This is a genomic window from Prochlorococcus marinus CUG1415 (assembly GCF_017696015.1).
Classification (GTDB): Bacteria; Cyanobacteriota; Cyanobacteriia; order PCC-6307; family Cyanobiaceae; genus Prochlorococcus_A; species Prochlorococcus_A marinus_AE.
This window is the reverse complement of sequence record NZ_JAAORL010000002.1, coordinates 1-25,228: the sequence shown is the minus strand read 5'-3', so window position 1 is coordinate 25,228 and position 25,228 is coordinate 1. Positions and strand designations below refer to the sequence as shown.

General features: G+C 32.0%; 33 protein-coding genes, 1 tRNA gene and 1 pseudogene. 21 read left to right on the top strand and 14 right to left on the bottom strand.

The genetic code is table 11. The features are described from left to right. From HA143_RS06260 to HA143_RS06250, 3 genes are all read right to left on the bottom strand, one after another. Complete coding sequence (locus HA143_RS06260; protein WP_209084606.1) at positions 1-729, bottom strand: hypothetical protein; 729 nt, start codon at positions 727-729, stop codon at positions 1-3. Between the two features lie 11 nt (positions 730-740). Then, a complete protein-coding gene (locus tag HA143_RS06255; RefSeq protein WP_209084604.1) occupies positions 741-2,264 on the bottom strand; it encodes a ferredoxin--nitrite reductase in 1,524 nt (507 codons plus the stop codon). 658 nt (positions 2,265-2,922) lie between these two features. Beyond that, complete coding sequence (locus HA143_RS06250; protein WP_209086665.1) at positions 2,923-3,084, bottom strand: hypothetical protein; 162 nt, start codon at positions 3,082-3,084, stop codon at positions 2,923-2,925. A gap of 375 nt (positions 3,085-3,459) precedes the next feature. On the opposite strand from HA143_RS06250, the gene psbN reads away from it, so the two are divergent. Beyond that, positions 3,460-3,675, top strand: coding sequence for a photosystem II reaction center protein PsbN (gene psbN, locus HA143_RS06245; RefSeq protein ID WP_209084602.1), 216 nt, complete (start codon positions 3,460-3,462; stop codon positions 3,673-3,675). A 663-nt stretch (positions 3,676-4,338) separates the two neighbouring features. On the opposite strand, the gene HA143_RS06240 is transcribed toward psbN, so the two are convergent. Continuing rightward, on the bottom strand, positions 4,339-4,488 hold the full coding sequence (locus HA143_RS06240; RefSeq protein WP_209084599.1) for a hypothetical protein: 150 nt from the start codon (positions 4,486-4,488) through the stop codon (positions 4,339-4,341). Positions 4,489-4,798: 310 nt separating this feature from the next. On the opposite strand from HA143_RS06240, the gene HA143_RS06235 reads away from it, so the two are divergent. The 3 genes from HA143_RS06235 (at position 4,799) to HA143_RS06225 (ending at position 6,044) form a co-directional block, all read left to right on the top strand. Continuing rightward, positions 4,799-5,053 (top strand): high light inducible protein, encoded by a 255-nt coding sequence (locus HA143_RS06235; protein WP_209084597.1) that lies wholly within the window; start codon positions 4,799-4,801, stop codon positions 5,051-5,053. A gap of 202 nt (positions 5,054-5,255) precedes the next feature. Beyond that, positions 5,256-5,519: a DUF1651 domain-containing protein gene (locus HA143_RS06230; protein WP_209084595.1), complete on the top strand. Its 264-nt coding sequence runs from the start codon at positions 5,256-5,258 to the stop codon at positions 5,517-5,519. 387 nt (positions 5,520-5,906) lie between these two features. After that, complete coding sequence (locus HA143_RS06225) at positions 5,907-6,044, top strand: hypothetical protein (RefSeq protein ID WP_209084593.1); 138 nt, start codon at positions 5,907-5,909, stop codon at positions 6,042-6,044. Positions 6,045-6,628: 584 nt separating this feature from the next. On the opposite strand, the gene HA143_RS06220 is transcribed toward HA143_RS06225, so the two are convergent. The 5 genes from HA143_RS06220 to HA143_RS06205 all read right to left on the bottom strand — a co-directional run bounded on the left by HA143_RS06220 (position 6,629) and on the right by HA143_RS06205 (position 8,536). Beyond that, the gene (locus HA143_RS06220) at positions 6,629-6,763 is read right to left on the bottom strand and encodes a high light inducible protein (RefSeq protein ID WP_011376693.1); all 135 of its coding nucleotides are present in this window, start codon (positions 6,761-6,763) and stop codon (positions 6,629-6,631) included. A 179-nt stretch (positions 6,764-6,942) separates the two neighbouring features. Next, positions 6,943-7,320 (bottom strand): DsrE family protein, encoded by a 378-nt coding sequence (locus HA143_RS06215; RefSeq protein ID WP_209084590.1) that lies wholly within the window; start codon positions 7,318-7,320, stop codon positions 6,943-6,945. A 52-nt stretch (positions 7,321-7,372) separates the two neighbouring features. Further along, on the bottom strand, positions 7,373-7,498 hold the full coding sequence (locus HA143_RS09835; RefSeq protein ID WP_280634049.1) for a hypothetical protein: 126 nt from the start codon (positions 7,496-7,498) through the stop codon (positions 7,373-7,375). A gap of 53 nt (positions 7,499-7,551) precedes the next feature. Next, on the bottom strand, positions 7,552-7,848 hold the full coding sequence (locus HA143_RS06210; protein ID WP_209084588.1) for a DUF1330 domain-containing protein: 297 nt from the start codon (positions 7,846-7,848) through the stop codon (positions 7,552-7,554). A 541-nt stretch (positions 7,849-8,389) separates the two neighbouring features. Then, positions 8,390-8,536 (bottom strand): hypothetical protein, encoded by a 147-nt coding sequence (locus tag HA143_RS06205; protein WP_209084585.1) that lies wholly within the window; start codon positions 8,534-8,536, stop codon positions 8,390-8,392. Positions 8,537-8,664: 128 nt separating this feature from the next. Here HA143_RS06205 and HA143_RS06200 point away from each other — a divergent pair, with 128 nt between their 5' ends. After that, complete coding sequence (locus HA143_RS06200) at positions 8,665-8,913, top strand: DUF1651 domain-containing protein (protein WP_209084582.1); 249 nt, start codon at positions 8,665-8,667, stop codon at positions 8,911-8,913. 385 nt (positions 8,914-9,298) lie between these two features. Here the strand turns inward: HA143_RS06200 and HA143_RS06195 are convergent, their stop codons facing one another. Beyond that, a complete protein-coding gene (locus HA143_RS06195) occupies positions 9,299-9,448 on the bottom strand; it encodes a hypothetical protein (RefSeq protein ID WP_209084579.1) in 150 nt (49 codons plus the stop codon). Positions 9,449-9,542: 94 nt separating this feature from the next. Between HA143_RS06195 and HA143_RS06190 the strand changes: the two genes are divergently transcribed. Next, a complete protein-coding gene (locus HA143_RS06190; RefSeq protein WP_209084577.1) occupies positions 9,543-9,932 on the top strand; it encodes a DUF3804 family protein in 390 nt (129 codons plus the stop codon). A 143-nt stretch (positions 9,933-10,075) separates the two neighbouring features. Here HA143_RS06190 and HA143_RS06185 read toward each other — a convergent pair whose 3' ends face one another. Then, positions 10,076-10,216 (bottom strand): hypothetical protein, encoded by a 141-nt coding sequence (locus HA143_RS06185; RefSeq protein WP_209084575.1) that lies wholly within the window; start codon positions 10,214-10,216, stop codon positions 10,076-10,078. Positions 10,217-10,326: 110 nt separating this feature from the next. Between HA143_RS06185 and HA143_RS06180 the strand changes: the two genes are divergently transcribed. The 7 genes from HA143_RS06180 (at position 10,327) to HA143_RS06155 (ending at position 12,801) form a co-directional block, all read left to right on the top strand. Then, a complete protein-coding gene (locus HA143_RS06180; protein WP_209086662.1) occupies positions 10,327-10,482 on the top strand; it encodes a hypothetical protein in 156 nt (51 codons plus the stop codon). Between the two features lie 28 nt (positions 10,483-10,510). Beyond that, positions 10,511-10,804 (top strand): vanadium nitrogenase, encoded by a 294-nt coding sequence (locus HA143_RS06175; RefSeq protein WP_209084566.1) that lies wholly within the window; start codon positions 10,511-10,513, stop codon positions 10,802-10,804. Between the two features lie 227 nt (positions 10,805-11,031). After that, entirely contained in the window at positions 11,032-11,166 is a 135-nt protein-coding gene (locus HA143_RS09830; RefSeq protein ID WP_257469948.1) for a hypothetical protein, read from the top strand. 26 nt (positions 11,167-11,192) lie between these two features. After that, on the top strand, positions 11,193-11,534 hold the full coding sequence (locus HA143_RS06170; RefSeq protein WP_209084564.1) for a DUF1330 domain-containing protein: 342 nt from the start codon (positions 11,193-11,195) through the stop codon (positions 11,532-11,534). A gap of 132 nt (positions 11,535-11,666) precedes the next feature. Then, positions 11,667-11,954, top strand: a complete 288-nt coding sequence (locus HA143_RS06165; protein ID WP_209084556.1) for an RNA recognition motif domain-containing protein — start codon at positions 11,667-11,669, stop codon at positions 11,952-11,954. A 36-nt stretch (positions 11,955-11,990) separates the two neighbouring features. Beyond that, positions 11,991-12,368: a 5'-3' exonuclease gene (locus HA143_RS06160; RefSeq protein ID WP_209084548.1), complete on the top strand. Its 378-nt coding sequence runs from the start codon at positions 11,991-11,993 to the stop codon at positions 12,366-12,368. Positions 12,369-12,615: 247 nt separating this feature from the next. Then, on the top strand, positions 12,616-12,801 hold the full coding sequence (locus HA143_RS06155; protein WP_209084546.1) for a hypothetical protein: 186 nt from the start codon (positions 12,616-12,618) through the stop codon (positions 12,799-12,801). A gap of 338 nt (positions 12,802-13,139) precedes the next feature. On the opposite strand, the gene HA143_RS06150 is transcribed toward HA143_RS06155, so the two are convergent. After that, on the bottom strand, positions 13,140-14,204 hold the full coding sequence (locus HA143_RS06150; protein WP_209084544.1) for a DnaJ domain-containing protein: 1,065 nt from the start codon (positions 14,202-14,204) through the stop codon (positions 13,140-13,142). A 487-nt stretch (positions 14,205-14,691) separates the two neighbouring features. Here HA143_RS06150 and HA143_RS06145 point away from each other — a divergent pair, with 487 nt between their 5' ends. The 5 genes from HA143_RS06145 to HA143_RS06125 all read left to right on the top strand — a co-directional run bounded on the left by HA143_RS06145 (position 14,692) and on the right by HA143_RS06125 (position 20,374). Further along, positions 14,692-15,324 (top strand): hypothetical protein, encoded by a 633-nt coding sequence (locus HA143_RS06145; protein WP_209084542.1) that lies wholly within the window; start codon positions 14,692-14,694, stop codon positions 15,322-15,324. 459 nt (positions 15,325-15,783) lie between these two features. After that, positions 15,784-16,179 carry a hypothetical protein gene (locus HA143_RS06140; protein ID WP_209084540.1) on the top strand — a complete coding sequence of 132 codons (396 nt, stop codon included), beginning with the start codon at positions 15,784-15,786 and terminating at the stop codon, positions 16,177-16,179. Beyond that, positions 16,173-16,613 carry a hypothetical protein gene (locus HA143_RS06135; protein WP_209084538.1) on the top strand — a complete coding sequence of 147 codons (441 nt, stop codon included), beginning with the start codon at positions 16,173-16,175 and terminating at the stop codon, positions 16,611-16,613. The genes HA143_RS06140 and HA143_RS06135 overlap by 7 nt, the downstream gene beginning before the upstream one ends. 438 nt (positions 16,614-17,051) lie before the next feature. Beyond that, positions 17,052-19,826 (top strand): tetratricopeptide repeat protein, encoded by a 2,775-nt coding sequence (locus HA143_RS06130; protein ID WP_209084536.1) that lies wholly within the window; start codon positions 17,052-17,054, stop codon positions 19,824-19,826. Between the two features lie 122 nt (positions 19,827-19,948). Further along, on the top strand, positions 19,949-20,374 hold the full coding sequence (locus tag HA143_RS06125; protein WP_209084534.1) for a hypothetical protein: 426 nt from the start codon (positions 19,949-19,951) through the stop codon (positions 20,372-20,374). A 190-nt stretch (positions 20,375-20,564) separates the two neighbouring features. On the opposite strand, the gene HA143_RS06120 is transcribed toward HA143_RS06125, so the two are convergent. Both HA143_RS06120 and HA143_RS06115 read right to left on the bottom strand, forming a co-directional pair. Next, positions 20,565-20,638, bottom strand: a tRNA-Pro gene (locus tag HA143_RS06120). A 399-nt stretch (positions 20,639-21,037) separates the two neighbouring features. After that, on the bottom strand, positions 21,038-22,723 hold the full coding sequence (locus tag HA143_RS06115) for a hypothetical protein (RefSeq protein WP_209084532.1): 1,686 nt from the start codon (positions 22,721-22,723) through the stop codon (positions 21,038-21,040). A gap of 848 nt (positions 22,724-23,571) precedes the next feature. On the opposite strand from HA143_RS06115, the gene HA143_RS06110 reads away from it, so the two are divergent. From HA143_RS06110 to HA143_RS06100, 3 genes and pseudogenes are all read left to right on the top strand, one after another. Continuing rightward, positions 23,572-24,084 carry an adenine phosphoribosyltransferase gene (locus HA143_RS06110; protein WP_209084523.1) on the top strand — a complete coding sequence of 171 codons (513 nt, stop codon included), beginning with the start codon at positions 23,572-23,574 and terminating at the stop codon, positions 24,082-24,084. Between the two features lie 451 nt (positions 24,085-24,535). Then, positions 24,536-24,706, top strand: coding sequence for a hypothetical protein (locus HA143_RS06105; RefSeq protein ID WP_209084521.1), 171 nt, complete (start codon positions 24,536-24,538; stop codon positions 24,704-24,706). A gap of 152 nt (positions 24,707-24,858) precedes the next feature. Further along, a pseudogene (locus tag HA143_RS06100) lies at positions 24,859-25,228 on the top strand (porin); the annotation flags it as partial.

The following is a 25,228-nucleotide window of genomic DNA, read 5'->3' as shown; positions in this document are numbered from 1 at the left end:
TTATTTATTTATTAGAAATTGATTTGAGATCACTTTTTGATTTTTTATGCATTTAAGTAGAGAAGGATCTTTTATTTCATTTTCTAATTTAGATAATTGTTCAAAACTATTATCATTCCAAATACTCCCTAAAGAAAATATTGCATATTTAGCGATTTCTAATTCTTTATTTAAAGAATATTTATAGAGCAATTTACAAACTATTTCGCTTTCTCTTCTTTTTAAGATAGAGATTATCTTGTAGTTGATTTTGAGATTATCGTAAATTTTGATTTGATCAAAAAAATATAATAATTTTTCATCAGTTAATTGATGGGCTTTGAAATGGAGAATATTAAGGCCTGCAATCCAAAACTCTGTTTCGCAAATTTTGAATATTTCTCTAATTAATTTAAGTTCGATTTCTCCTCCCCATGGCTCTAAAGCTTTAATTATATGAATATTTAACTTATTATTTTGATAAAGATTTTTTAGTAAAAGATCTTTTGCATTTTTTTCATTTGTTAATTTAAGGGCCTCAATAAATTCAACTTTAAGGCCAAATTTTTTTATCATCTTTTCCAGTAAAAAATATCCTTTCCTTTCTTGCATTCCTATCTTTTCCGCAATAACTTTACGAATCTCAAAAGATAATTCCAATGAATAGTAGGAAAATAGAATATCAAGATCTAATTTTTTTGAACCTAATCCATTTAAAACTTCTAATATTTCAGTTTCACTTTTGCTCATTAAAATATTTTTTAGGTTTTTAACTTTGCATTAAACTTGTTGATTAAAATTTCTTTGATTAAATTATAAATTTCATGTTTACTAACTTTTTTAAATTCAGTTTCGCCTAAGGTTTGCAGGTGATCTTGTCTCCCTCCAATACTGACATTATAGCCATCCTCAGTTCCACCTCCCTCTTTTTTTACCTTTGTACCAGTCATGCCAATACCACCCATATGAGCTTGTCCACAATTATTTGGACAACCTGTCCAATGAATTTTAACCTCCTCTGATAATTCAAGTTCTAGATCTAATTTTTCAGAAATATTCCTTGCTATATCTTTGGTATTTGCAAGAGCAAAGCTACAATAACTACTCCCTGTACATGAAACTGTACTCGCTGAAAAATGGGATGGATTTAATTTGAATTTATTAATAATTTCTTCATCACCAAATTCTTCTAAAATATTATCTTTCAGGCCAACAATAATTAGATTTTGATCTTCGGTTAGTCTTACTTCACTTTGTCCATATTTTTCACTTAGTCTTGCAATTTCTTGTATGTCTTCTACACATAATCTTCCTACAGGAATATGTAATCCAGCGAAGTAAAGATTGTTTTGTTTTTGTTTATTAATCCCAAATAAACTTCTTTGTTTTGCGTTGAAAATTGAGCCTGGATCGTTAGACAAGGTTCCAAATTTTTCTTCTACAAGTTCTCTAAATTTTTCGATACCTATAGAGTTCAAATAATATCTAAATCTTCCTTTATTTCTGAGAAATCTATCTCCATTATCTCGCCAAAGAGAACAAATAATTCCAGTTATTTTGCATATATCTTTTTCTTCTACCCAGACATCTAGAGGTAGAGCATAAGCATTCAAAGTTGCTGACAATATTCCTCCTACCCAGACACCAAAGCCTAAGATTCCATTTTTAAAAACAGGATGAAAGATAAGATCATTATGTAGAAGAAAATTATCTTTTGCTCCTGCAACTGCAGTATTCCACTTCCTCGGTAAATTCGAGAATTCGGGGTTGCCATTACCAGAATTTGTTAAGTAATTTTCTAATTCAGAAGTATATTTTCTTGTATCTATAATTTCTTCAGGATCAATTCCCGCTAGTGGATTGCCAGTAACATTTCTTGGATTATCCATTCCAGACTGAACGGATGTAATATCAACCTCCCTAAGTCTTTTAATAATATCTGGTAGATCATTTATCAAAACTCCCCTTAATTGAATATTTTGCCTAGTTGTTATATCCGCAGAACCGTCTTCTCCATATCTAGCAACTATTGATGCTATTACTTTTAACTGATTAGAATTTAAAATACCATTAGGAACCCTAAGCCTCATCATAAATCTTCCAGGAGTTTTTGGTCTCCAAAAAAGGCCATACCACTTTAAGCGCATTTGCAAATCCACTTCATCCATTTCTTCCCATCCTTTAAGAGCGTAATCATCTAACTCTTCAAAAATTTTCAGACCATCTTTTTCCGCCTTTTGCTTTTCAATCTTATTTAATTTTTTATCATTTAAATAATATTGCATATTTATTTTTGAATCCGATTATTTTCCCTAGATTTTGGGGTATAAAATGTATCCTATTATACGAATTTCTATAAATATTTTTTATTTTTAAAAATCTATTGCTTTCATTAACAATTTAGTTCATTTACTCTAATAATTGTAATTTTCTAGAATTAATTTTTAAATTTTCCCAACTTGTTTTCTGATTTCCTGATAACAGAATCTCACTAATTGCGTGTTAGTGCTTTGGGAGCACTAGGGCGCAGGTTCGAATCCTGTCGCTCCGACTCTATAAAAAACAAGTCATACTTATGAGTTTCCCCAGCTCTCTTTTTTATTGCCTGTTAGTCTCATTACCCAAAAGGGATCTCTAGGGGGATCTTCGAAGATTCTAAAAAGGTACTTAAATTTACTCCTTCATCTATTTCCTAATTCAGCTCTTTCTTCCGAACTTAATCATTGCGACAGGGAACCCAACAGTCAAAACAAGTCCAATTAAAATAATCAAAATCCCTATTGGAGAAAAAATATCAACACCTTGTCCAGTTTGTGCGAAGAGCACGGGTAATAATAAAAATAAACGCATAAAAAATTACTTCTTATATGTATAGTAATTATTTTCTAATTAAATATCTATTGCTTGGGGTTCTCCTTCAAGTCTTTCAATAGATACTCTGTATTAATTTGGTTTTAATTCCGCTTCTTTTTTGACTTCAACTTTAGGTTCAATGCTTACTTCTTTTTCCTCCTCTCTACTTTCTTTAATTATTAATTTTTTTTCGGTTCTACCAAAATCATCTTTACCTGCAATAAATAAAACAAGTGCGGTAATAAAAAACATTGTCAAAAGCAATACTTCCATTTACTAAGCCTATTGAAGTAAATCCAACTTAGTTTAGAAATCTTATTTTAATCAACATCAAATAATACAAATCATAGTAAATTTCGTTCAATCAAATTAAAAATATAAACTTCTTTACTATCAATCTATTTAAATAGATAACAACCTAAAAGTGTTATTTATTTTACTATGATAAATATTAAAAAGATATTAATAGATGTAGTTATTAATTTTGATATCGATTAACTTAATTACATTTTGATCATTTAATCTTTATATTTAAGAATGATTTTTTCTTCTTTGTCTTATAAATTTTGAACTTGAATAAATATTGAAAGATGTTTATGGTTACTTGAGTTATTAAATTTTTATAAAATGTTAGGAACAATTAAAGATCCAACTTTATTTTTGCTTTTGAGTAGTGTTGGAATTTCACTATTTGGCTCAGTAGGCTATGGAATTTATACAACAGTTGGACCATCATCTTATAAGTTAAGAGACACAATTAAAGATCATGCAAGAATGCATGAATTAGGAATTGCTCATGCTCACAATCGTCATAATCATAATGAAGCAGAACATATTCACTAAGAAATATAATTGTTTAGCACTTAAAAAATTCTTTTAGATGTTTATTTGACGGCATTAAGCAATTAAAGAAATAAGAAGGGTCATTATTTTTTCAGCGATAAATCTTCTGTCCATAAAAAAGGAGATAATTACGCCTTATTGTAGATCTGCTGTCAATAATTACTACTTATGTATTGAGTAACCATAAACCATATATAAAAGCTATCGACAATGATAGTACTAGCCCACTTACACCAATAATTTTATTTGGTTGGTTCTGCCAAAGTTCATTAAAATCTGCCATTAAAAATTACTCCTTATATATAAAGAGTAATTATTATCAAATTAAATATATAGAGTAATTATTCTCTAAATTTTCTCATTTCTAATTTACTTTGTCTATTAACTACCCCTTCATGGAGAATAGACATGCAACACATAATCTTAGGATTAGTAAGCATTTCATTTAATCTTTCTGTTTATATTTCTTTTTTTATTAGTTCCTTCTATATATGGAACAAGTAAATCTAGTAACCACCTTTTAAATATGTCTATTGGGTTCTTCATTATCTATCTAATAAAATAAATAATCCCACCAACAAATGTGCTTCCTACAAGGAGTAATACCATAGCAAGTGCAATTAATTTTGGTAAGCTTCCCATCTTTTAATACTTATTAGCCATCTACCAGTCAGGATAACGAAAATCTTCACCTATAGGCTCTTCGTAAAAGTCCCCAGCTTTTATTCCACGCTTATAATTATTAATTGCTTGATTCCAATTAGAAAAGGAAGGGATTAGGTCACCCACATAAGAAGGAATATCTTTATCCATTTTAAAAGAGATGGAGTCTACAGATCCATGTTAGATCGTCTGTCAATCAATTAAAGAAAAATAAATCAGCATAACTACGCATATACAACATAAATTAGTTTGACTAGTATCTTAATAATCGAATGGAGGGATCAGAAATGATTGATAGTCCACCAGAGAATTTAATAAGATTGGTTTAATCAGTCAGACTATTAGAAAAAATTACTAGCAATTAAATAAGTTCATGAGATTAGTTCTTTAAGGATGGAGTTAATCTCTTTTTTTATGTAATTAATTAAGTAGAATATATAAAATTCAAATTTCTAATAGGATGAGTAAATTTAAAGATAATTTTTCAAGCGAAAGCTTTTACCCAGATAGTAATTATTATCTTGATCAGGAAAATACTCCTAAAGAGATTCCACTTTCAGAAGATCAAATATCTAATATGGGGGAAATCTTTGAATGGCCAGATAGCTATTGGTTTATTGCGGAAAGAACAAATGGCAGGCTTGCAATGATTGGATTTATGGCTGTCATTATTAACTACACCTTATTTGGTTGGATAGCATATCCAATTCTTTAAATGAATATAGAAATTTTTAAAGAGCTTTGGCATAATCAACCAACTATAGTTCTTGGTACAGGTGCAATAGGACTAATATTGTTGATAATTTATATCAGATTACTCAATATTTATAAGTAGTATTTTTCAATGAAAATTAACTCGCAGGGGTGGAGCCTAATTTTTAGTATTGGAGCAATCGTTTGCTTATTGCTTATTTAATATGGATAGTGAAGCAAGAAAGATAACAGAGGAAGCATGGTTAATATGTCCTAACTGGACTGAGGTAAGAAGATTTACGAAGAATAAGAATAATAAGGATAAGTTTTTTGAGTATATGTTTATTGATAGTGGAATAGTTGTTGGAGCGTTAGGTGAAAATCCACCGCTTATGAAAACAAGAAAAGAAATAGAAATAGATGAAGCTAGGAAGGAGTATCAAAAATTAATTACATCAGGATGGCAAGTAACTGAACCTAAATGGTAAGCACCTATTGGGGATCTATAATCTTCGAAGAACCCCCTAGAGATCCCTTTTGGGTTATGAGACTAACAGGCAATAAAAAAGAGAGCTGGGGAAACTCATAAGTATGACTTGTTTTTTATAGAGTCGGAGCGACAGGATTAGAACCTGCGACCTAGTGCCCCCTTTTGTGCCCCTTAGCGACCTAGTGCCTAGTATCAGCTAGGTCGATCGAATGATTTATTCAATAATTCAACCTTTACTTATTAACGATTGACAGTCGGTCAACTTTAGCTGATTAAAACTAGAGAACTCTTGAATAATAGATATTTAGATTATTTCTTTTTTATATATATTAGGTATATTTTCCTCTAAAATTCTGTATGATTTCAAGATGTTCGTTTTTTAATCATGAATTTATTAGCTTCATTTGCTATAGGTGGTTTCAATCCTTCTGCAGCTGCCGTAGGATTTGGTTTTATGGCTCTTTTTGCCCTTATAGGGATTTTTGCTGGACCAAACTTTAGTAAACTTGACCCTGATCAATAAATTTTTTTATAGATTTGAATTAAAAGACTCATTAGAGTCTTTTTTTTTGTGTGAAATGCTATTAATTTTTTATTATTTGAATCACTAGTTTATTTATATAAAATGAATATTAAATTTAGAAATAACATATTCCGTAATAGATAAGGAGAAAACTAGGTAAATTTTAGATCAAACTATATCTATTAAGTGCCCTTTTCTCAAGATGAGACAGTAAGCAATAAAAAGCGACTTTCCCAACTCGCTTTTTTATTTCTCATTTGTCTTAAAATCTCTGCGGGCGAGGATTTGTATAACTTTGGATAACTTTGGAGGTTAGCTCGCCCGTTATTACTGATAAATATCGAGTAATTCCATATTCTCTATCCTTTAATTATTAGTTATGATTTAATTCTTCAAAGTCACTTGCTCAATAACCATTAAAAAAGTCAGCCTGTATCCCTACTAGCTGACTTTCATAAAGATGTAAGTTTTGAAAACTATACGAATGTATTTGTTGTTGTGATGCTTAAAACAACAGCAACAAAAAATATGTAAGGAACCACTTTAAAGGGTACATATCCTTGTTTTTTAGATATAAAATCCATTTATACAAACCCTGGAATAATTTGTCCTGTTGTTAGATATGCGCCAATAAGTGCAATAAAGCCAATCATCGCAAATCTACCGTTAAGCTTCTCAGCTACGATTTTTTCCTTCTCAACTGTTTTTGTTTCGTTCATTTGTTTGGTTGGTTGTTTAGCTAAGACGCTTCCTAATGCAATCTTGAAACAAATCTAATAATGAAAAACTATAAGTGTGAGTATAATTACTTACTCTCATGCCCTCTATAAGCTGAACTTATTAAACCTTTTTGGATTTTCTCGATTTAATAGGGCAATTATCTAATAAAATAGTCGATTTAATAGCAAAGTACGCTATCCGCTTTAATTGACTCTTCAATTAGTACATTGGGCATCGCAAATTCTGCCTTATATCCGTGAAGCAGCGTGTTATCGTAACCCCTCGATTTGGCTGACATTTCTGAGACATATATGGTGACGTTTGAATTTTTTAAATTTTCAAGATGTTCGTATAAATCTCCAGTCCCCTTACCAACTATTTCACCAGCTGTTTTGCAATTTAGTATGTTTACTCCGTTTCCCTCTAGAAAAAGAGTTACTTGATGCCCTTCGTTCTCTGCAGCAAGGGCAGCCAATAATCCTAAAGTTACTTTATTCTTGGATTTTATACCGCTGGAAATATTAACTAGTACTTTATTGTCGGTAATGATAGACATTTAATTTTGCTTAAAATTTACTTATGTAATCTAGGTTTTTCTTTTAACTTTATCAACCATCTAATCTATCAGCGTAATCCCTTAAAATTTCGGCCATCTTTTGAGGTGGGATTTCTTCTTGATATTCTCTACATAAATCAAAAAATTTGTCTAAGAAATCTTTCATTGAAGAGGACATAAAAAAAGAGGGTTTAATCCCTCTAGTTTAAATTGACTGTCAATCGTATTTACTTAATGAGTCACACCACCATCCATTATTGTGATATTTGTATCACTTGAGTTGGCCCAGCGTAACTTACTTAGTTCCTGATATTCAGAACTATTGTAAGCATCAATTGCCGCTTGCTTAGATGGGAACTGAATAATTACTGATAATTTTCCACCCTTTCCTTCTACAGTTTTACTTTCTAAATCCTTTGCTAATACAGAACCACCTACTGACTCGATCCACGGTTGAAATGCTTCAACATATTCAGCAAACGCTTGATTTGTAACTGTGGTAGTAACGAGCCAAAACCCTTTGGACATAAAAAATATAATAAATTTTTAGGACTTTAACATGAAATAGAGGTGTAAGTAATAAGCGTTTAATGTATTTAGTAAAAAACGAACAAAATCAATCGAATAGACAATTAAATGAGCTTAAATTCTCTAAAAATAGTTTCTTTTGCATTTATTTTGTACTATTCTAATTTATATATTTGTGAATAGATGCTAGTTATATTAAGTTATTTAGTATTTCTGCTTATTGTATCGCTAGATTCTCGACAATATAATTAAAAATAAACTTTAAATATGGGATTCCCTCATTGCCCTATATGTGTAGCAGTAGCATTTCTAACCGCTTGTATAACGGTTACTAGATGTTATTTTTTGTATTTCCTTTATACGGAGGCTGAGAAGAGAAGAGCCTTAACATTAGTTCCCGTCTATGATTAATTTTCCTTTATTTCTAGAGGGTTTACTAATACCTTTAGTCTTTTTAGGATTTTTTGCGGTTTATAAGAAATCAAAAAGAAAGAAAAATAATAAAGTCTATAATCGACCTAACAAGAAACCTCCAATTTAATTAAGCAAATTGGTTGGTGTTGTACATTTTTCTATAATCTTCATGCAAGCTTTTAGTTTCTAACTTTCTGTTTTTCATTGCTTCTCTAATAAATTCCATTTCGTGGAAGTTCTTATTGAGGATAGTGAAAGGAGTAATGAGTTTCATAAGACCTCTCGAATCTACATCTATATTGTCCTCCTATTGTTATTAAATTAATAGTGTGGTTTTAGGAACTAAAAACAACATAATAAAAAAATTTACTCATTATTTAGAGAGAAAATTATTATATATATATGGAGAAATTTACTCTTATAAATAAGGATAGATCGAGAATAAAAGTATTCGAACCTTTCGAAGATGTTTCCAAGCCTTCTCCTTCTATTGATGCAATGATGATTTCCTATGGTTGTGTTTTCAAGAGAAGTAGTAAACCAGTCATGAAGGGAAGCAGAGTGGAAACTATAGAAGAAGCGAGAAAAGAATATAAGAAACTACTAGAGGAAGGGTGGAAGAAAACCTCAATATTCAGAAGCTACTTCTAGCTCCACCTTCAGCACCTATTTGTACTTGTACTTACTTCCTAGCTCCTCTTTCTCATCTGAGAATGAGAACAATAAAAAAGAGAGTCTGGGAGACTCTCTAGTATAAATTGGCTTTTAAGAGTCGGGGCGATAGGCTTCGAACCTGCTACCTAGTTCTTCCAAAGCACTCGATCTATTATTTGAGATTACAAAACAAAACTAAGCTATGACTAGGTTATAACCAAGAGAGTGGAACGAGTTTGAGTCTCAATATTGTACAAAGTTATAGTTCTATATACAAAATATATAGCCTCAGCCCCCTGTAGCTCCCCCCTGAGCGACCTAGTGCCTCATGTTAATTAGGTCGTAGAAATGATGTTTTTCACTCTGAACCATACACTTAAATTTAAGAACAAAAGTGATGAAATCTTTGATCATCAACGTCAGCCATTAAATCATATTCTTCCAATTTTTTTGTAATCCTTTTATATTCAATATCATTTACAAAATTAGATATATATTTTTCTAAAAAATTTAGATTGATTTTTAGTTTCATTAATATCCTTTATTTATTAATAGCTATTAATTCTCTTTTTAACTTTTATTTATTGACAGTCGATCTAAACTGAGAGGGATAAAACCCTTTTTTTATGACAGATAGAGAAACAATTGAATCAATGTTGTACAAGTTAGCAACACCTCAGAATATGGGCTCATTTTTTGTAAATAATGCCACTTCAGATTTTTTACTCATCAGGCCCAGTGGGAATCCAATAAGTGCAAAGGGATTCGAGGAAATGATGAGTTCTGGAGATGTTGTTCAGGAAAAAGCAGAAATTACAAAAATTCATAAGTTTGAATTTCTTTCTTCCGATGTAGCAATGTGTGTTTTTACGCTTGGGGCAAAATTCTCTTACAAAGGGACTCCCAATGATGATTTGCCAACTGTAACTTCTATTTTTAAAAAGATTAATGGGATTTGGAAAATCCATTGGATGCAAAGATCAACAGGAGATTCAGATTTGTCTTTATGGGATTAGCAAGTAATTAATAGTCAGAATTATGTACGGCATAGCAATTACTTATGCAGTTGCTAGTTTGTTATTACTAGTTGGTTTTGCGTATTTAACCTCCAAGATGACCTCTAAAAAATGAAACCCTTACTTTTTAAACCAGATAAGATTTATTGTAGATTATTTTTAAATTCAGGCCTAAATTCAGTAAGTTTTGAGATCTCTAATTCAAGATCTTCTTCGGAATTAAAACCTAGTTCTTCGTAGGATTCTAGACCTAGTGAAGTTTCTCTTTTTAAAATTATTTCCATTTAATATAAATTTATTATTTATACTAGATTTTTATAATATAAAGAAAATACTTAGTTGTTGATTCAACACCTTTTGTCTAATTTAATAATTGACAATCTATTTACAATGTATGAATGAGCCCCTTCTTTTATTTATGGAGGAAAAAGGATTTAACGTGACCCAGGGAATGGCTTTGCTACTTTTGAAGCCATTAAACTTGCCTGCTAATTACGTTTTAAATCTAATAATTTACATAACCAACCCAAGAAATAATATTGGTTATTAATTATGCCTCTCGAAGTAAAAAAAATTAAATGAAAGTTCTCGAAAATATTGCATCCGATTTAGAACAAAGAACTGCTGAGGCTTCAATAGGTAATTCTTCTAGGCCAACTATCTTGTTCTGTGGCTGCGATACTCGACTTAAAAAGGATTTGCATAAACGTGCAAAGCGTATTGGCTTTAATCCATCTTACGCAATAAAACATCCATCTATTAAAGTTGAATTGCAGAATTTTGGGAATAGAAAAATAGAAACAGATAGGTTTAAGACAATAACTATGGACTACGAAAACTTTGAATTTATTTGCAGGTATTTAGAGAGTTAAGCACCTTTAAAAGATCTATTTTTGTTCTTGTGTTATTGTTAATAAATATCAGGTAGAGATAAGACAAAGCAATATTGACCAGCTAAAGAATTTTTGAAAAAGAATCCCACCTGCAAGAGTCAAATACTTTCTGATAAACAAGTTGTATTGATCTATTCAATAGAGCAAATGCAAAAAATGACAATCACTTATTAAGCCTGTGTCTATGACACTAAACAAACAAACAAATGAAAAAACTAAACAAAAAATATGCTGACTTAATGCGCCAAGCGCAACAAGCGACAGGAAGAAAAGAAGCAGTTGGATTAATCCATAAAGCAGCAAAGTTAAAAAATAAATTTTATCAATACGAAATGATGTAGTCTATTTGAAATACATAGATAAAAAAATGAATAAAAGAGGAGCTAAAGGTTATTGGATATCGACTGCAAAAATAATTAATCAAGATTTATTTGATGAATATGTAAATAAAGTTGGACCATGGCTGAAAGAGGTTGGAGGCCAAGTCTTTGCAAAAGATACAGAGCCTCAAGGGAAAGAGAGGACAGAAGATGTCGATTTAGCCGTTATTTGTGAATTCCCTTCCATGAAAGATGCGGTCGAAGCTTATGAATCTGAAGAATATAGAGAACTTTCAAAGCTAAGAAAAGAAGCTACTGAAAATTCTACATTTACAATTATGGAAGGTTTAGATGAGGCTGCAAAGCTGAGAAGAGCAATGGGTATGTAAGATATCTAAGTTTTCCTACTCGTTATTTAGCGAATAAAGAGTTAAAGTAAAAACAATGGAAGCATTTGATTGGAGATAACTTCACTAGTCCAAAGCAACTATTTATACCTTCATAAAAAAAAAATTAAAGAAATGACTATTTTTATTGGAAATTTATCTTGGGAAACTGAGGTCGAAGATCTTGAACAACTTTTTAGTAATTATGGAGTAGTTAAAAAATGTTATTTACCTCTTGATAGAGAAACAGGAAGAAAAAGAGGTTTCGCTTTCGTGGATTTAAATGATCATAATTCCGAAAAAAAAGCTATTGATGATCTTCAAGATGTTGAATGGATGGGAAGAGAGATAAGGGTTAATGAGGCTGAAAAAAGAAAGGGACCCAATAATAAAAAAAACTATAAGTTCAATAGAAACAATTAGTCCTTATTAAGTGGTGATGTTGCACCACTTTTTAAAATGGATAAAACTAAAACTTGGGTAATCAGAGTATTTGCTGTTTTTGTTATTGGTGTATACCTTCTTTTATATCTAAATGTACAGAAGAAACCATCCTTACTTTTTTTTAAACCTAGCATTGAAGATTTGAAATATAAAGAATTAGATAAGAAACGGGTAAATGCAGAATTTGCTGCAAAAAGAGATTATACGGACTATGAAAATTTTGGAAGTATAATTTTTTGCAATTCTTCATTCAATAGTTGGATTGAATCAGCAAACTTTTTGAAACAAATGGATTTGTACATTTCTGGGAAAGAAGCCGATTTATCAGAATGGGATATTGCTATCAAAGATTATGAAAACGAAAGATCAAAATGTAGAGATTTTAATCCTTGAAACGCTTTCCCTATAAAAATAAATTCTAAAAAACTACAATTAATTAGAGAATAATCTTATGGTTGCTATCCTTATTGGCAGGTGACAATTAAGTACTAATGAAAGAATTACAAGAAAAGACTATTGATCAAATAAGAACTCTTCTTAGGTATTTAAGTGAAACGGATCTTTTAAAAATAGGGATATTCTTATGTGTTTAGATGTAATACCTAGAGATTATAGCGGAGAAGGAATAGATAAAAATTAAATGGCGAATTTAGATCAAAAAACAATTTTACTAGAACAAACTTATGACGAAATTAAAGTCATTTGCAACAAGTTCCAGGATGAATCTGGAGCTACAGATATGGAAGTAAAAACTCTACTAAGAGAACTTGCAAGGGTTTGGGGAAAAGATATTGATGAAGATTACGACATAGATTGGGAGGTATAGCTTCTTACTAACTCTTTACCTGTGACCTGTGTGTCGTTAAAAGGCACTAAATACATCAAAGTACTCCTATGAACTCCTCCTACAGCTCCCCTTTCTCAATTTGAGACATTAAGCAATAAAAAGCGAGTTTAGAGAGTCGCTAGTATGACTTGGTTTTTAAGAGTCGGAGCGACAGGATTCGAACCTGCGACCTAGTGCTCCCAAAGCACTTGACACCCCAAAGCGAGCACTACGGTTTCGAGCTATAACTAATATCTTGCGTGGTATTGCGTTATTTGACGTGTGAAAATTCAATACTATTGACATCAAAATGACATCTAAGAGTTAAAAAACTTAAATTATTTTGGCCCTTTAAATCCATATTCCCACCAATATTCATTTGATTTGCAACCTGGTTTAGATGCGTCTCCACATCTAGTTAGAGTGTTACTTGTATAGTGCCTTTCAATAGGTTTTTGATCATATCCTGCAAAGAAATTTATTTTGGGTTGATTAATCCAAAACCAAGTGTTTTCAGTATTCAAAGGAATTGCTTTAGCTTCAAAGCAAGTAGGTTTATAACGTTTAACTAAATTTTCAACTTTCCCTTTAGTTATTTCTTTACCTTTTTTATTCCTTATAACAGGCACTATCTGAAACTCATCAAAATTCCCTGAAAATGCTGGAGCATCTTGAAACCTCGTAGAAAGATTATTTCTATATCTTTTACGACATTGATCAATACCTTCATATAATGCTTTTTTGACAGATTCGACTTTGCGATTAGTATCTTCACCTCTTAAAACTCTCTGATCTTTGTCCAAAAATAAGATATACGAAGTAATCAGAATTATTATGGAAGAAAAAATCCACCATAATTTAGCTAGGCTTCTAATTGCTTCGTTAGAAAGTTTTCCTCCAAAATTTTTGTACCAATTTAATTGAAAATTATTAATCCTATAAAACGCTATTGAACCCAGGACCAAAATTAAAATTATTAAAAACTTGAATAATCCTGCTTCTGCATTGATGATGTTAATGCTAAAAAGTACAATTCCAATAACAGAAAATAATGGGGCTATAAATCCCCCTGAATAAAAAATTAATTTTTTTAAAATTAACTTAATTGGAGAAAAAATATTTGTCATTGACCAGACCTTATTATTCTCACTTTTTGATGCACTATTTCTTGAATAAGAATTAGAGCTTTTTCTTTTGGTTGAGTTATTGTTTTTGGAGCCTTTTAAAAAAGCATATGCTTCATTAATTAACTGCAATCTTTCCTCTGCGTATATGTCATCTTTATTTAAATCAGGATGCCATTTTTTAGCCTCTCTACGATAAGCATCCTTAAGCTCTGTCTCATTAAAGTTGCTTGATAAACCTAAAACTTGTAAGTAATAGGCCTTGGATTCATTTTTCACAAGCCTAAAAACTCATTTGCTTAAATCAAAATAACCCTAAATTTTTAAATTTTCCATTGGTTTTTACAAAGAAGTCTCGATAAAATATTTTCTTTTTAATTAAATTGACATCAAATTGACATCAAGAGAGTGATGTCAGTTTTTACATAATAAAAAAGACAGGCTGGGAAACCTGTCTGTAACTTGGATTCTAAGAGTCGGGGCGACAGGATTCGAACCTGCGACCTAGTGCTCCCAAAGCACTCGATCTATTATCTGAGAATATTCAATAAACTCAATCTATGACTAGGTTATAACTAAGTGAGTGGAACGAGTTTGAGTCTCAATAATGTACAAAGTATATAGTTCTACATACAAGATATATAGTCTCAGCTACCCCTACAGCTACCCCCTGAGCGACCTAGTGCCCTGTGTTAACTAGGTCGGTGATTTGTTAGTTTTTTTAGGAAAGTGGATCTAAACTTAGAGGGATAAACCCTCTTTTTTAATGAAAAAAAAGGATAAATTTATTTTTTATTTAGGTGGAATTGCTTCCCCATATTTGTCTTTATTTATATGGATAATTGCGGGAATTATTGTACTTTCGATTCTATTTTCTCCTCTTAGTCAAATAATTACATTTATAGTCTTCCCAATATTGGGCTTTAAATATATAAGAAAAGTCCATAGGTACCAATTAAGAAAATATATTAGAGACCTTGAACAATCATCCAAGGATAAAATTTCTTCACTTGCTCAAAACTGGTGGACTTTGCATGTAGTTATATTTCCTGTCTTATTAATTTTGATAGCAATATCTATACCAGCATTTAACAATTCAAGATCTTACAATTATTCTTCTGCTATAAAGTATGGATTAGTTAATGGTGTTAAAGAATGTATTGTTCATAATGCTGATAATCAAACTACAAGATTTGGCGATGTTCAATCATTCTCAGCTAACTATTCAAAATTTAAAATAGAATCATTAGATCCAAATAGTTGTTATAAAGCAAAAGCAGTTCCTACAAATAATCAGAACACATGGTTTGAAATTGATTTTAATAATGAGACTGGAAAAGTATCAAAAACATGCGGGGATTCATCCAAGCCAGGCTGTGAAGAAGGAAATACTTGGTAATAGGTCTTTCTAGACGTTTGCATGTGTGTGGTACAAAGGCACAAACTACATCAAACTATATCTATTGAGCTACCCCTAGAGCTACCCTTTCGCAATCTGAGACTATATCCAATAAAAAAGCGAGTTGGGAGACTCGCTAGTATGACTTTGTTTTTAAGAGTCGGGGCGACAGGATTCGAACCTGCGACCTAGTGCTCCCAAAGCACTCAGTAATTTATTTGAGAATATCCAATAAAGTATTGTTATGACTAGAGTTTAGGGTAGTAAGTGGAATGTATCTGAGACTCAATATCGTACAAAGTATGTACATTTATATACTTAATATATAACCCTAGCTCCCCTTCTAGCTCCCCCCTTTACGACATAGTGCCCTCTGTTAACTAGGTCGGTGATTTGATGGTTTTTTAGGAAAATCAATCTAAACTCAAGGTTGAAATTAGACTTTTAATCTTTGATTTTATGCCAATATTTTTTGTAGAACTTTTATTACCAATAATAATTATTATAGTTCTTCCTTTTATTGCAATTCCTCAGTTTATAAATGTGCAAAATAGAGCTAAATCATCCGCAGCACTAAATATAGTTAGGAATATTGCGAAGGAATGCTTAGATGCATTATCGAAGAAGGATCTGGCTTATACATTTTCAGACGTTGAGCTTCCTGGATATCAGCTTTTTCCCTTAGATGGTAACTGCAAAGGAGATGGAAATAATTTAATAAAGGCGAAATCTGAAAATACGAAAAAATATCCCACATATTCTTATAACACCGTGACAGGCGAAAAGACATGCTCCCATGACGGCCAAAATGATGAGCTAAATGGTTGCAGTGCTAAAAGAAATGGAGAATGGTGAAACACAAATCACCAGAGAAGCCAAAAAAAGGCTGTATTGGATGTCTCGGTTTTACTGCTTTAATAGCAATATTAAGTGCAGTTTTAATTCCTCCGTTTGATGATTATTCAACCAAATCAAAAACTAACTTCATAAAAAATACAATCATTAATATCTTTGATGAATGTACTTTTAGATCAAAAGAGGGTTTATCCACAAGATTTTCTGATATTAATTCCTTAATTGATGGATCTGTAGGTGCCATACAGGCTCCAGATTTTCAGATAGAAGTATTTGGTGCAGATACTTGTTTCAATATAATTGCTTATCCTCCTGATGAAGATGCAAATGAAATTACTTGGTTCTCCATTAAATTAGATCCAGAAACTAGATTAATAAAAAGAAATTGTGGAGACCCTTCCAAGTTTGGATGTGATGAAGGAAATACTTGGTAATAGATTCTTTCTAGACGTTTGCCTGTCGTTCGTTCAAAGGCACAAACTAGATCAAACTATATCAATCTAGCTACCCCTAGAGCTACCCTTTCGCAATATGAGACTAGCTCAAATATTTATAATCCATTGCTATAACTGATCGGGGCGACAGGATTCGAACCTGCGACCTAGTGCTCCCAAAGCACCCGCTACGCAAATTGCGACAGTAGGCCAAATAAACAAGTGAGGCTATAGCTTATTAGTTGCTAATAAAGGGAAATATCTGAGTCTCAAAAAGTTGGAATATATAGCAAGGTATTGCATAAATATGCAAAATCTCGCTCAAATCTCGCTCATAAGCGACCTAGTGCTCATAAGGCACTAGGTTTAATGTTTGTTATATAAAAATCAAATTATTAGATTGAATGTACAATTTAAAGAAATCAATCAAATCAAAGAGTGTTCAAGGGTTTACAAGCAGCTTCAGCTAGATTTAATTTGCGTTCTACGATGAATCGATTGAACGAAAAGATTGGTGCTGGATCAGGTAAAGCCCTTGATTCAAAGACTGCTGGACTAGATATAGATTTAATGAAGGGGTTGTTTATTGATTTGAGATTTTTAATTGATAATTGGAATCCTGAAGTTAAAGATTTGCCTCCAGAAAAAGTAATAAGAGATTTTAATTTATTTTTGTTTTCTGGTAAATATGATTTATTTGTAACACATACTCTTGCAATAACTGTCTCTTATCTTGATGAAAAAAGACTAGGGATATTTACTTCAATATTAAATTACTATTTTTCAACATATGGACAGAAGGATTGTAAAGAAAGAAAATTAATACAGATTTTTGTCAGCTCCATTTTTGATGGATTTAATAATCAACGCAACGAAGGGGGGGCTGATAAAAAATTTATAAATGAATTTGAAAGTGCCCAAACTAGTTTTTGGGAATTAGATAAAGAATCGACAATTAAGGAAATCGCGAAATCTCTTGATGATGCTTTAAATAGAAGGAAAGAAATTTCAGATGTAAATGAGGACGTAAATTCAGATTTTAATTCTCTTTCAAATTTAGCTTTTGATCAACTTAAAAAGAACGACAATGAAGCTGCTATCAATACTATATTGAAGGCAATTAAATTAGCACCTAATAAAATAGAGATTGTTAATTGTTATACAGGGTTAGGCATTGCAAAATATCAACTAAATGATTTTCATGGTTCTATAGATGCTTTCACTAATGCTATTCAGCTGGAAGAAGATCCCTCTTCTACATATCTTAGACGTGCTAATGCTAAATATGAAGCAAAAGATTTCTCAGGTGCAATAGCTGATTACGATAAAGCTTTAGAAAATTATCCTACAAAATATCCAGAGGCGTATTACAACAGAGCTAATGCAAAAATGTTTTTAAATTATAAAAAAGGAGCCATTGAAGATTTGAATAAGTCAGCTGATTTAGGATCTCAATCAGCTAGGGATCTATTAAAAACAATTCAATCTGATCTAGAGAAAACGAAGGTAAATAACATAGATAACTTGAAAAATAAATCTATAGATAATAAATATTCTAAAAAAAATGAGAAAAAACCGATTCGTAGAGATGCCATTCAAAATGTTCTCGAAACCAAATTAGACAATTTCAACCCAACTTTTAAAACTTGGGCAACTTTTAAAGCATTAAAGAGATTAGCTTGGGTAATGGAAGATGATGAAAGTGATGATAAAGAATTTTATCCTTTTTTATTGCAAAGATATGAAGCAGTATCCTCTTCAGAAAAATTTAAAGAATGGATTAAGGAACTTTTATATGATAAAACTTACGATAACGATGATCCTGAATGGTTAGAGAGTGAGTGGAATATTGGCCCAAATAGTGATTTACATGCTTTTAATTCAAAAGAGAGCTTTTTAAAATCATTTGATAGTGAATATACATATTCGATTTTCAGTAAATGTTGGGAAATCGCATGTTCAGAGGACTTGTATAAGTTGAATGATTATGAGAGTTGGAGTAAAAAGAAATACTGGTTCTTTAAAAATAAAATCTGGATTATTACTGCAGAACAAGTCAATAAATATTACTTAAAAAATGATGTTCTTAATAAATTCTTAGATTCTTCTCAGTTGGAGAGTTTTTTTAACTACAAAATAGGTAATGGTATATCCGTCCTGGAAATTAGTGGAGTAAAAGAAGTAGGTGAAGAACTAAATTATATGGATAAGACTGATTTAATAAAGTTTCATGAATTACCAGTTGAACTATTAGATAATTTAGCAACACGTCCAATCTCAAAAGAGGATTCTGAATTAGAATTCGATTATGTAGAAGGAAATGATACTTTAGGAATCTTACCCGGAGGATATTACTGGATTGGTGACCCTATTAATATTCAAGGTAATTTTCGCAATAAATTAAACGATTCTTCAAATGGTGGATGCTTTTATTCAAAAAATGGGATGCCATTTGCTTTTTTTGAAACTGCTTTAGGAGACGGTGTCTTTGAGGATCAGAAATCTAATCAATACCTTGTTGATAGTGGACAAATTGCATGTATACCAATGGAAAAAATTCCAGAGGAATTAGATGAACTAGGACATATATTTCATATTACTAACCCTTTTGTCTGCCAATATATCGATAATGGTGGATTTATTTGCTTCGGAGAAATTGTAATCAAGACAGACATAACCAATGAATGTTCTTTCCCTGAACCATTAAAAATTGAAGAGCTTGGAGCTTTAAACTACGGTAAATATCTTTATGAAAATGATTGTGGCAAGGCAGATACATGGTCTAAATGGGCTTCAACTATTGCGAATGAAAAGATAGAAGATCAATCTTTTAAAGCTGCTGTAGAAATTTATGCAAAGGTTAAAAAATCAGAGATTTCTGCTGAATCTGCCTTTAATTTAATTGTTGGTAAATATGGATTGAAATGTTCTTCTGGTTCCTTCATGGCTATATATAGCACCCTAGATAACCAATCGAAATCTAAGGAGATTGATCTTTCCGATGCAGTCTCTACTCAAAAAGATCTAGTAATGGAATTTTTAAATAAACACTACTCTAAGGAATATATACAGGAAATAATTAATGATAAAAATAAAACTAATGAAGAAATAGAAGAATATTTATTTGCAATATGGTTAGAACGTAATAATTCATTAGTTAAGAAGCTCAGCGCTTGGGTTGAACATAAAGTTTTTGTTCATAAGAATAGTTAGTTTTATTTTTTTTTACAAAATCCCTTTATCTATATTTCTGATTTATTAAATTAGGATCTTAAAGTTTGATTTTCTATAAATTGCCTTAATAATTAATTAAATAGATTAATCAAGCGTTTTTAATGGAAGACCCGAAATCAAGAGATCAAATCAATTCTGCTTTGCAAGATGCTCAGATGAGTCAACAAATAAAGAATCAAGCACAGTTTGAGACTACAAAACTTATAGGTAATCTACTTACAACTCTAGGTTACTTAATTGGTGTCATCGCTCCCTTCTTATTGATGCTAATTAAAGGTTCGATCTCTCCATTAATTCTTATACTTGTTCCAGTACTTGGCACAATCATTCCGACTATCTGGTTTAATTCATCAGGAAACATATTTTTAAAAGTTATAAGTATTGTTTTGGTATTAATAACTAATTTGGTTATGAGCGCTGGCTTAGAGTCAGGACCATTTTTCTATTGGATAATTCCAATTTCTTTATTTATTGGGTTTTGGATTACTCAACGAAAAATTCCAAAGATGGAAAAAGAAATTAATTAGGATCAATTTTTATCTCATTAAATGGGACTTTATTAATTCAAATAACTTAAGTTTTAGAGACATGAGGCAGCAAAGTATTGCAGGGTATAGCAGAATCTCGCTCAAAGCTCGCTCAGTCTCATCTTTCTAAGTGTTGCCAATAAAAAAGCGAGTCTGGGTAACTCGCTAGTATGACTTGGTTTTAATAGAGTCGGGGCGACAGGATTCGAACCTGCGACCTAGTGCTCCCAAAGCACCCGCGCTACCAAGCTGCGCCACGCCCCGCTCATAAGATCTTAGTCCATAACATGCATCTGTTAAAGACTAAATTTCTAAATTTTTTATAAAAAATCACTTTTGAGGCTAGAAAATAATATTTATCACTAATTTTTAACTAGAAAAATAAGTTTTTGTCGCAAGAAATTATTCTTTTTAGTAACTCAACTTATCTTTGAACTTGATTGAAATTTCTATGCAATATTTTCTAATTTACTTAATCTCGATAAAAGTTTTTTGTTGTGAGAAATTATCTCATCATTTTTAGCTTTTGAAATTTTATGATCTTTTTCAAGAATTGAAATTCTTTTTTAATAATTTTATTGTCTTTAAAACCCTATCTGAGTTGGTTTTGAGGATTTACCTTTTTTTAAGCAAATCCTGCTCTTGCAGAAAAATTTGGGAGCTTTATTTTGAGGTCCCAAAACGCCAAATCAGACTAGCTTCAAAGATATTGGCATCGAGATTCCCATTATTAGAAATCACTTTTCCTATGCCAGTTTGAAGGCTGAAGTCCTTATTTAGAGTGTACTCTAAGCCGATACTCGGTTTGTACAATAAGGCGCTACCGCTATCAACACCTCCGCCACCTCCGGCACCAATGAGCATTTCGCCATAGAGTTGCAAGTTCATCCAGTTTGGGCTAAAAACGCCTGCCCCCCAGAATCCTTCTGAATAGCCACCGGCTCCTCCTGCATACGCGCTTAATCCTTGTCCAGTAAGGTACCACCACTCTCCTCCCATCCAATCGATTTTCCCTCCCATAAGTTGCATATCACGTGAAGCGCCTCCCTTACGTTGCGCATCAAGATACCATTGGTGCGCCGGGCGAAAGCGCCATTTAGCAGTTTGTATAAGGTCTGTTTCTTTTAAGGGAGCACCTTTTTGATCCTGAGCAAAGGTTTCCATTACGTATGCCAAATTTAAGCCAACATATGGGGTGTCAAAATTAGCATCTGGGGCGGCGAGATAGCCGCCGTCCATAATTAGGCTGAGATGTGGAGACATTCGGTATTCCAATCCTAGATTTGCTCGACTAACAAATCCTCCGCCGGTCTCGACCCCTCCTCCACCCGCCCCCCCGATGGTTAGGGCGGGGAGTAGGGCTAGACGATCGTCTTTGGTTAAGGGGAAACGATAGCCTAACCCGGCTAAAAGCTCGGCATACCCGCCTACGCCACCTGATACCGCGCCGGCAGTCTCAAAGGTGGCAAACCAGTTTTGATCAAGAAAATAAGAGTACTCTACGCCCACCAGGCCCAATGAATTATCAAGCGACCTACCGGAGGTTGTTTTGCTGCCGCTGGAAGGATAATAGGCTCGAACACGCGCTGCCAGGTGCGATCGGTGGCGACTCACGTTGCTCAAGTCGGATCCGAAGTAATCCGCTGCAGTCAGCCCATCATCTTCCCAGTTGAGTGTTGGAGAACTAAAGGGAATATCCAGTGAAAGCGCCGTTGCATCGCTGGATATATCTCCATTGGGAAAGTCTACGTAGGTATAATTTAGCCCCATTGCGCCCCAGCTAAATTCGTACTTGATACCTATATGGGGGCGGATCATTAACCCTCCCCCTTGTGCGGCGGCACCGCCGCCGCCGGCACCCACATAGCCTCCGGCATCGAGAATCCAGTTATCGGTCAACTTACTTTCCACTCCCAAGGTATAGCCGCCAGTAAAGAACCCGCCACGGCGTCCACTGGCGGCACCGTAAGCAGTGATACCTCCGTATAGCCAAGGGTTGAGCCGATCGTATGCCCCTATACCGTACAAACCCATATATTCGCCAGGATCTGGCATTTCAATTTCCTCAAAGGAAAACCTCAAGGTGCGATTGCGCCAAGTTGGATGATCCATTTGAGTTTTATCAAGATTCTTCTTTGATTTATTTATTATATTTTTATTTTCAAAATAACTTTTTTCGTTCTTATAAGATTTCCAAATAATTTTTTTTAAAGGTTTTTCCTTATTTTCTCGTACCTTTTCCCACTTAATTGAATTTAATGTAGGAGAATTTTTTTTAACTTTTTCGGCAAAGACACCTAGAAAGTTTAAAAATTGAAAAATTATAATAATATAAAATACTAACTTCATTTAAAGAATATTTGATTTGTTAAGTTCCCTTTATTAATAGTACTCTCAACAAACTAGATCCATCAATTTATAGATTTACTGAAAAATTAATACAAAAAAACATAATTTTTTTGTATTAATTTATAAGCGATAGAGTGGCTAAATAATGCTACAAATTATTCTCTCGTAAATAAGAATAGTGTCACTTTTTAGGAAAATTCTGCTTTAACAGGATTACATAAAACTGAGATAAAAATTTCTAGAAATAAGACTTTAGAAGGATTTGGTATGGGAATTTAGATATCTAGTGAGATCATATTTAGGTAATGTTTCTAGTCAATAGGATTTTTTTATTAGCTAAATATATAGTGACTTTAAGCCCCTTCACTACTATGGGTTGTAAATGTTGGTCAAGTTATGGCTCATAAGAAAGTCAGTTATTGCAATCAGTTTCGCTTCTAAAAAGGTATGCTCCTAAAGCTCCCGAGCTGCCAAGCTGCGCCACTACCAGCTTAGATGATATTAATTCATAAAAGTCATCTATTATTTAAAGACCAAATTGCAAATATTTTATAATTAATAGGCTTTTAGTTGAAAATTTACTCCTCATAACTATTTAGTAGCTAATGTTTGTAAATATTTTTTTAAATAATAAAGATGATGCTTGCATTTAAAAGTGCTATCAGCCTTTTAAAACAAGTCTCCTATTAATAAATACATTTTCAAATATATATTCTCGTTGAGATTTCTGAAAAAAATACTTAAGTATATTATTTTTTAAAAGGTTTAGATTAAAAAAATCATACAACTTAGAATTAAGATTAAGTAAATCATATAGACCTTTAAACTTTTACAAATGGTTTTGGAGAATGAAAAAGCTTTTAGAATTAATTAACACATATAAAGATTTTCCTAAAAAAGGAATTGATTTCAAAGATGTTCTTGGAATTATGCAAGAACCGAAGATATTTAAAGAACTAATTTTAATGATGACATCTAGTGAAATTATTAATAATGCAGATGCGATAATTTCTATAGATGCCAGAGGTTTTATTTTCGGTTCTGCAATATCTTTGGAAGCTTCAAAACCAATGATTGTGGCAAGGAAGCCTGGCAAACTTCCAGGAGAACTTTTTAAAGAAGATTACTGTCTAGAGTATGGTGAAAATTCGCTTTCCGTTCAAAAGAAAGCTCTTCATAAATATAAATCTTTTGCCATTGTCGATGACTTATTGGCAACAGGAGGAACAGTTAATTGTGTCTCTAAGCTGCTTGAACGTAATCACAAAGAAATTACTGGACTTTTAGTTGTAGCTGAATTGGGGAAGTTGAAGGGAAGACTAAGATTTGATTTTCCAATAGAATCATCAATAATTCTTTAAATTTAAAAAATATTAAATTAAGAAATTACTACATTTTAAAATATTATGAAATGTCTAAAAATTTATTAGAAGATTTAGAAAATGCTTTTTGTTGTTAATTCTTTTATTTATTATTATTTTAGAAATTTAATAAGAATTAAATTAATCCTATAGAACCAGCCGTGAATCCGATTACTAGAAATAATGAAAACTCTGCTAAATCTCTCGGTAAAGAATTGACAATAATTTTTAATTGAGTCATTTAACCTTGTGCTCCTCAGGTTTATTTTGGATGAATCTAACTTAAAAGTTTCTAAGTCGAGGGCAAAGCATGTATTTTTTTCTTTTTTCTAAAGAATTCAGAAAAACTTTATTTTTAAATGCAGATTTCTATTAATAGAACTGGAAATTTACATTATATATTTATAAATCTTTCTTCAGTGCTATCTTATATATTAACTATTATAAAAAGATGGATTATAAAAAGAAATCATTAAAGAAACTTAGTTGCAGTAAAAGTTATGAAGAAATAGATTCAAGATTAGCGTCTGGCTGGTATGTAGATTCTTTAGCAAATGGTAAGAAAAAAAAATATAAAACTAAAGAGGTAAAATTTATTATTGCTAAAAAACAAAAAGATTAAAAAATTTTTTTTTAATAATTTTCTAAGTGAAATCAATAATGTTCAAATAAAAAACTGTCACAATTAAAAGAAAATGTATCGTAGGATACTTGCTTTTGTATCTCGATATACATTATTTTAAGGTGTACTTTAAATTTCGTGTGAGGAAATTTATGAAGCTTTTCAAAAGCTTGCTTGTAGCTCCTGCGACATTAGGCTTGATTGCCCCAATGTCTGCTACAGCAAACGAAGTTACTATCAGTAACTTTGCCCCAGCAGAACAACTGGCTGTAACTAATAGTCGTGTAGATGGTTTAGAAGCAAGACTAAACAACATTGAAGCCGGTAGTTTCTCAGAAACAACAACTGCATCATTCTCCGCTGATATGGCTATCGGTGCTCTTGATGGAATAGCTGGACAAGAAGCAGTTACCGCTCTTTACGGTTTCCAAATCGACCTTAATACTAGTTTCACTGGTGAAGATTCTTTAGATATCTCTATTGACGCTGGTAATGGTGCAGCGGCTGGTGATGGACTTGATG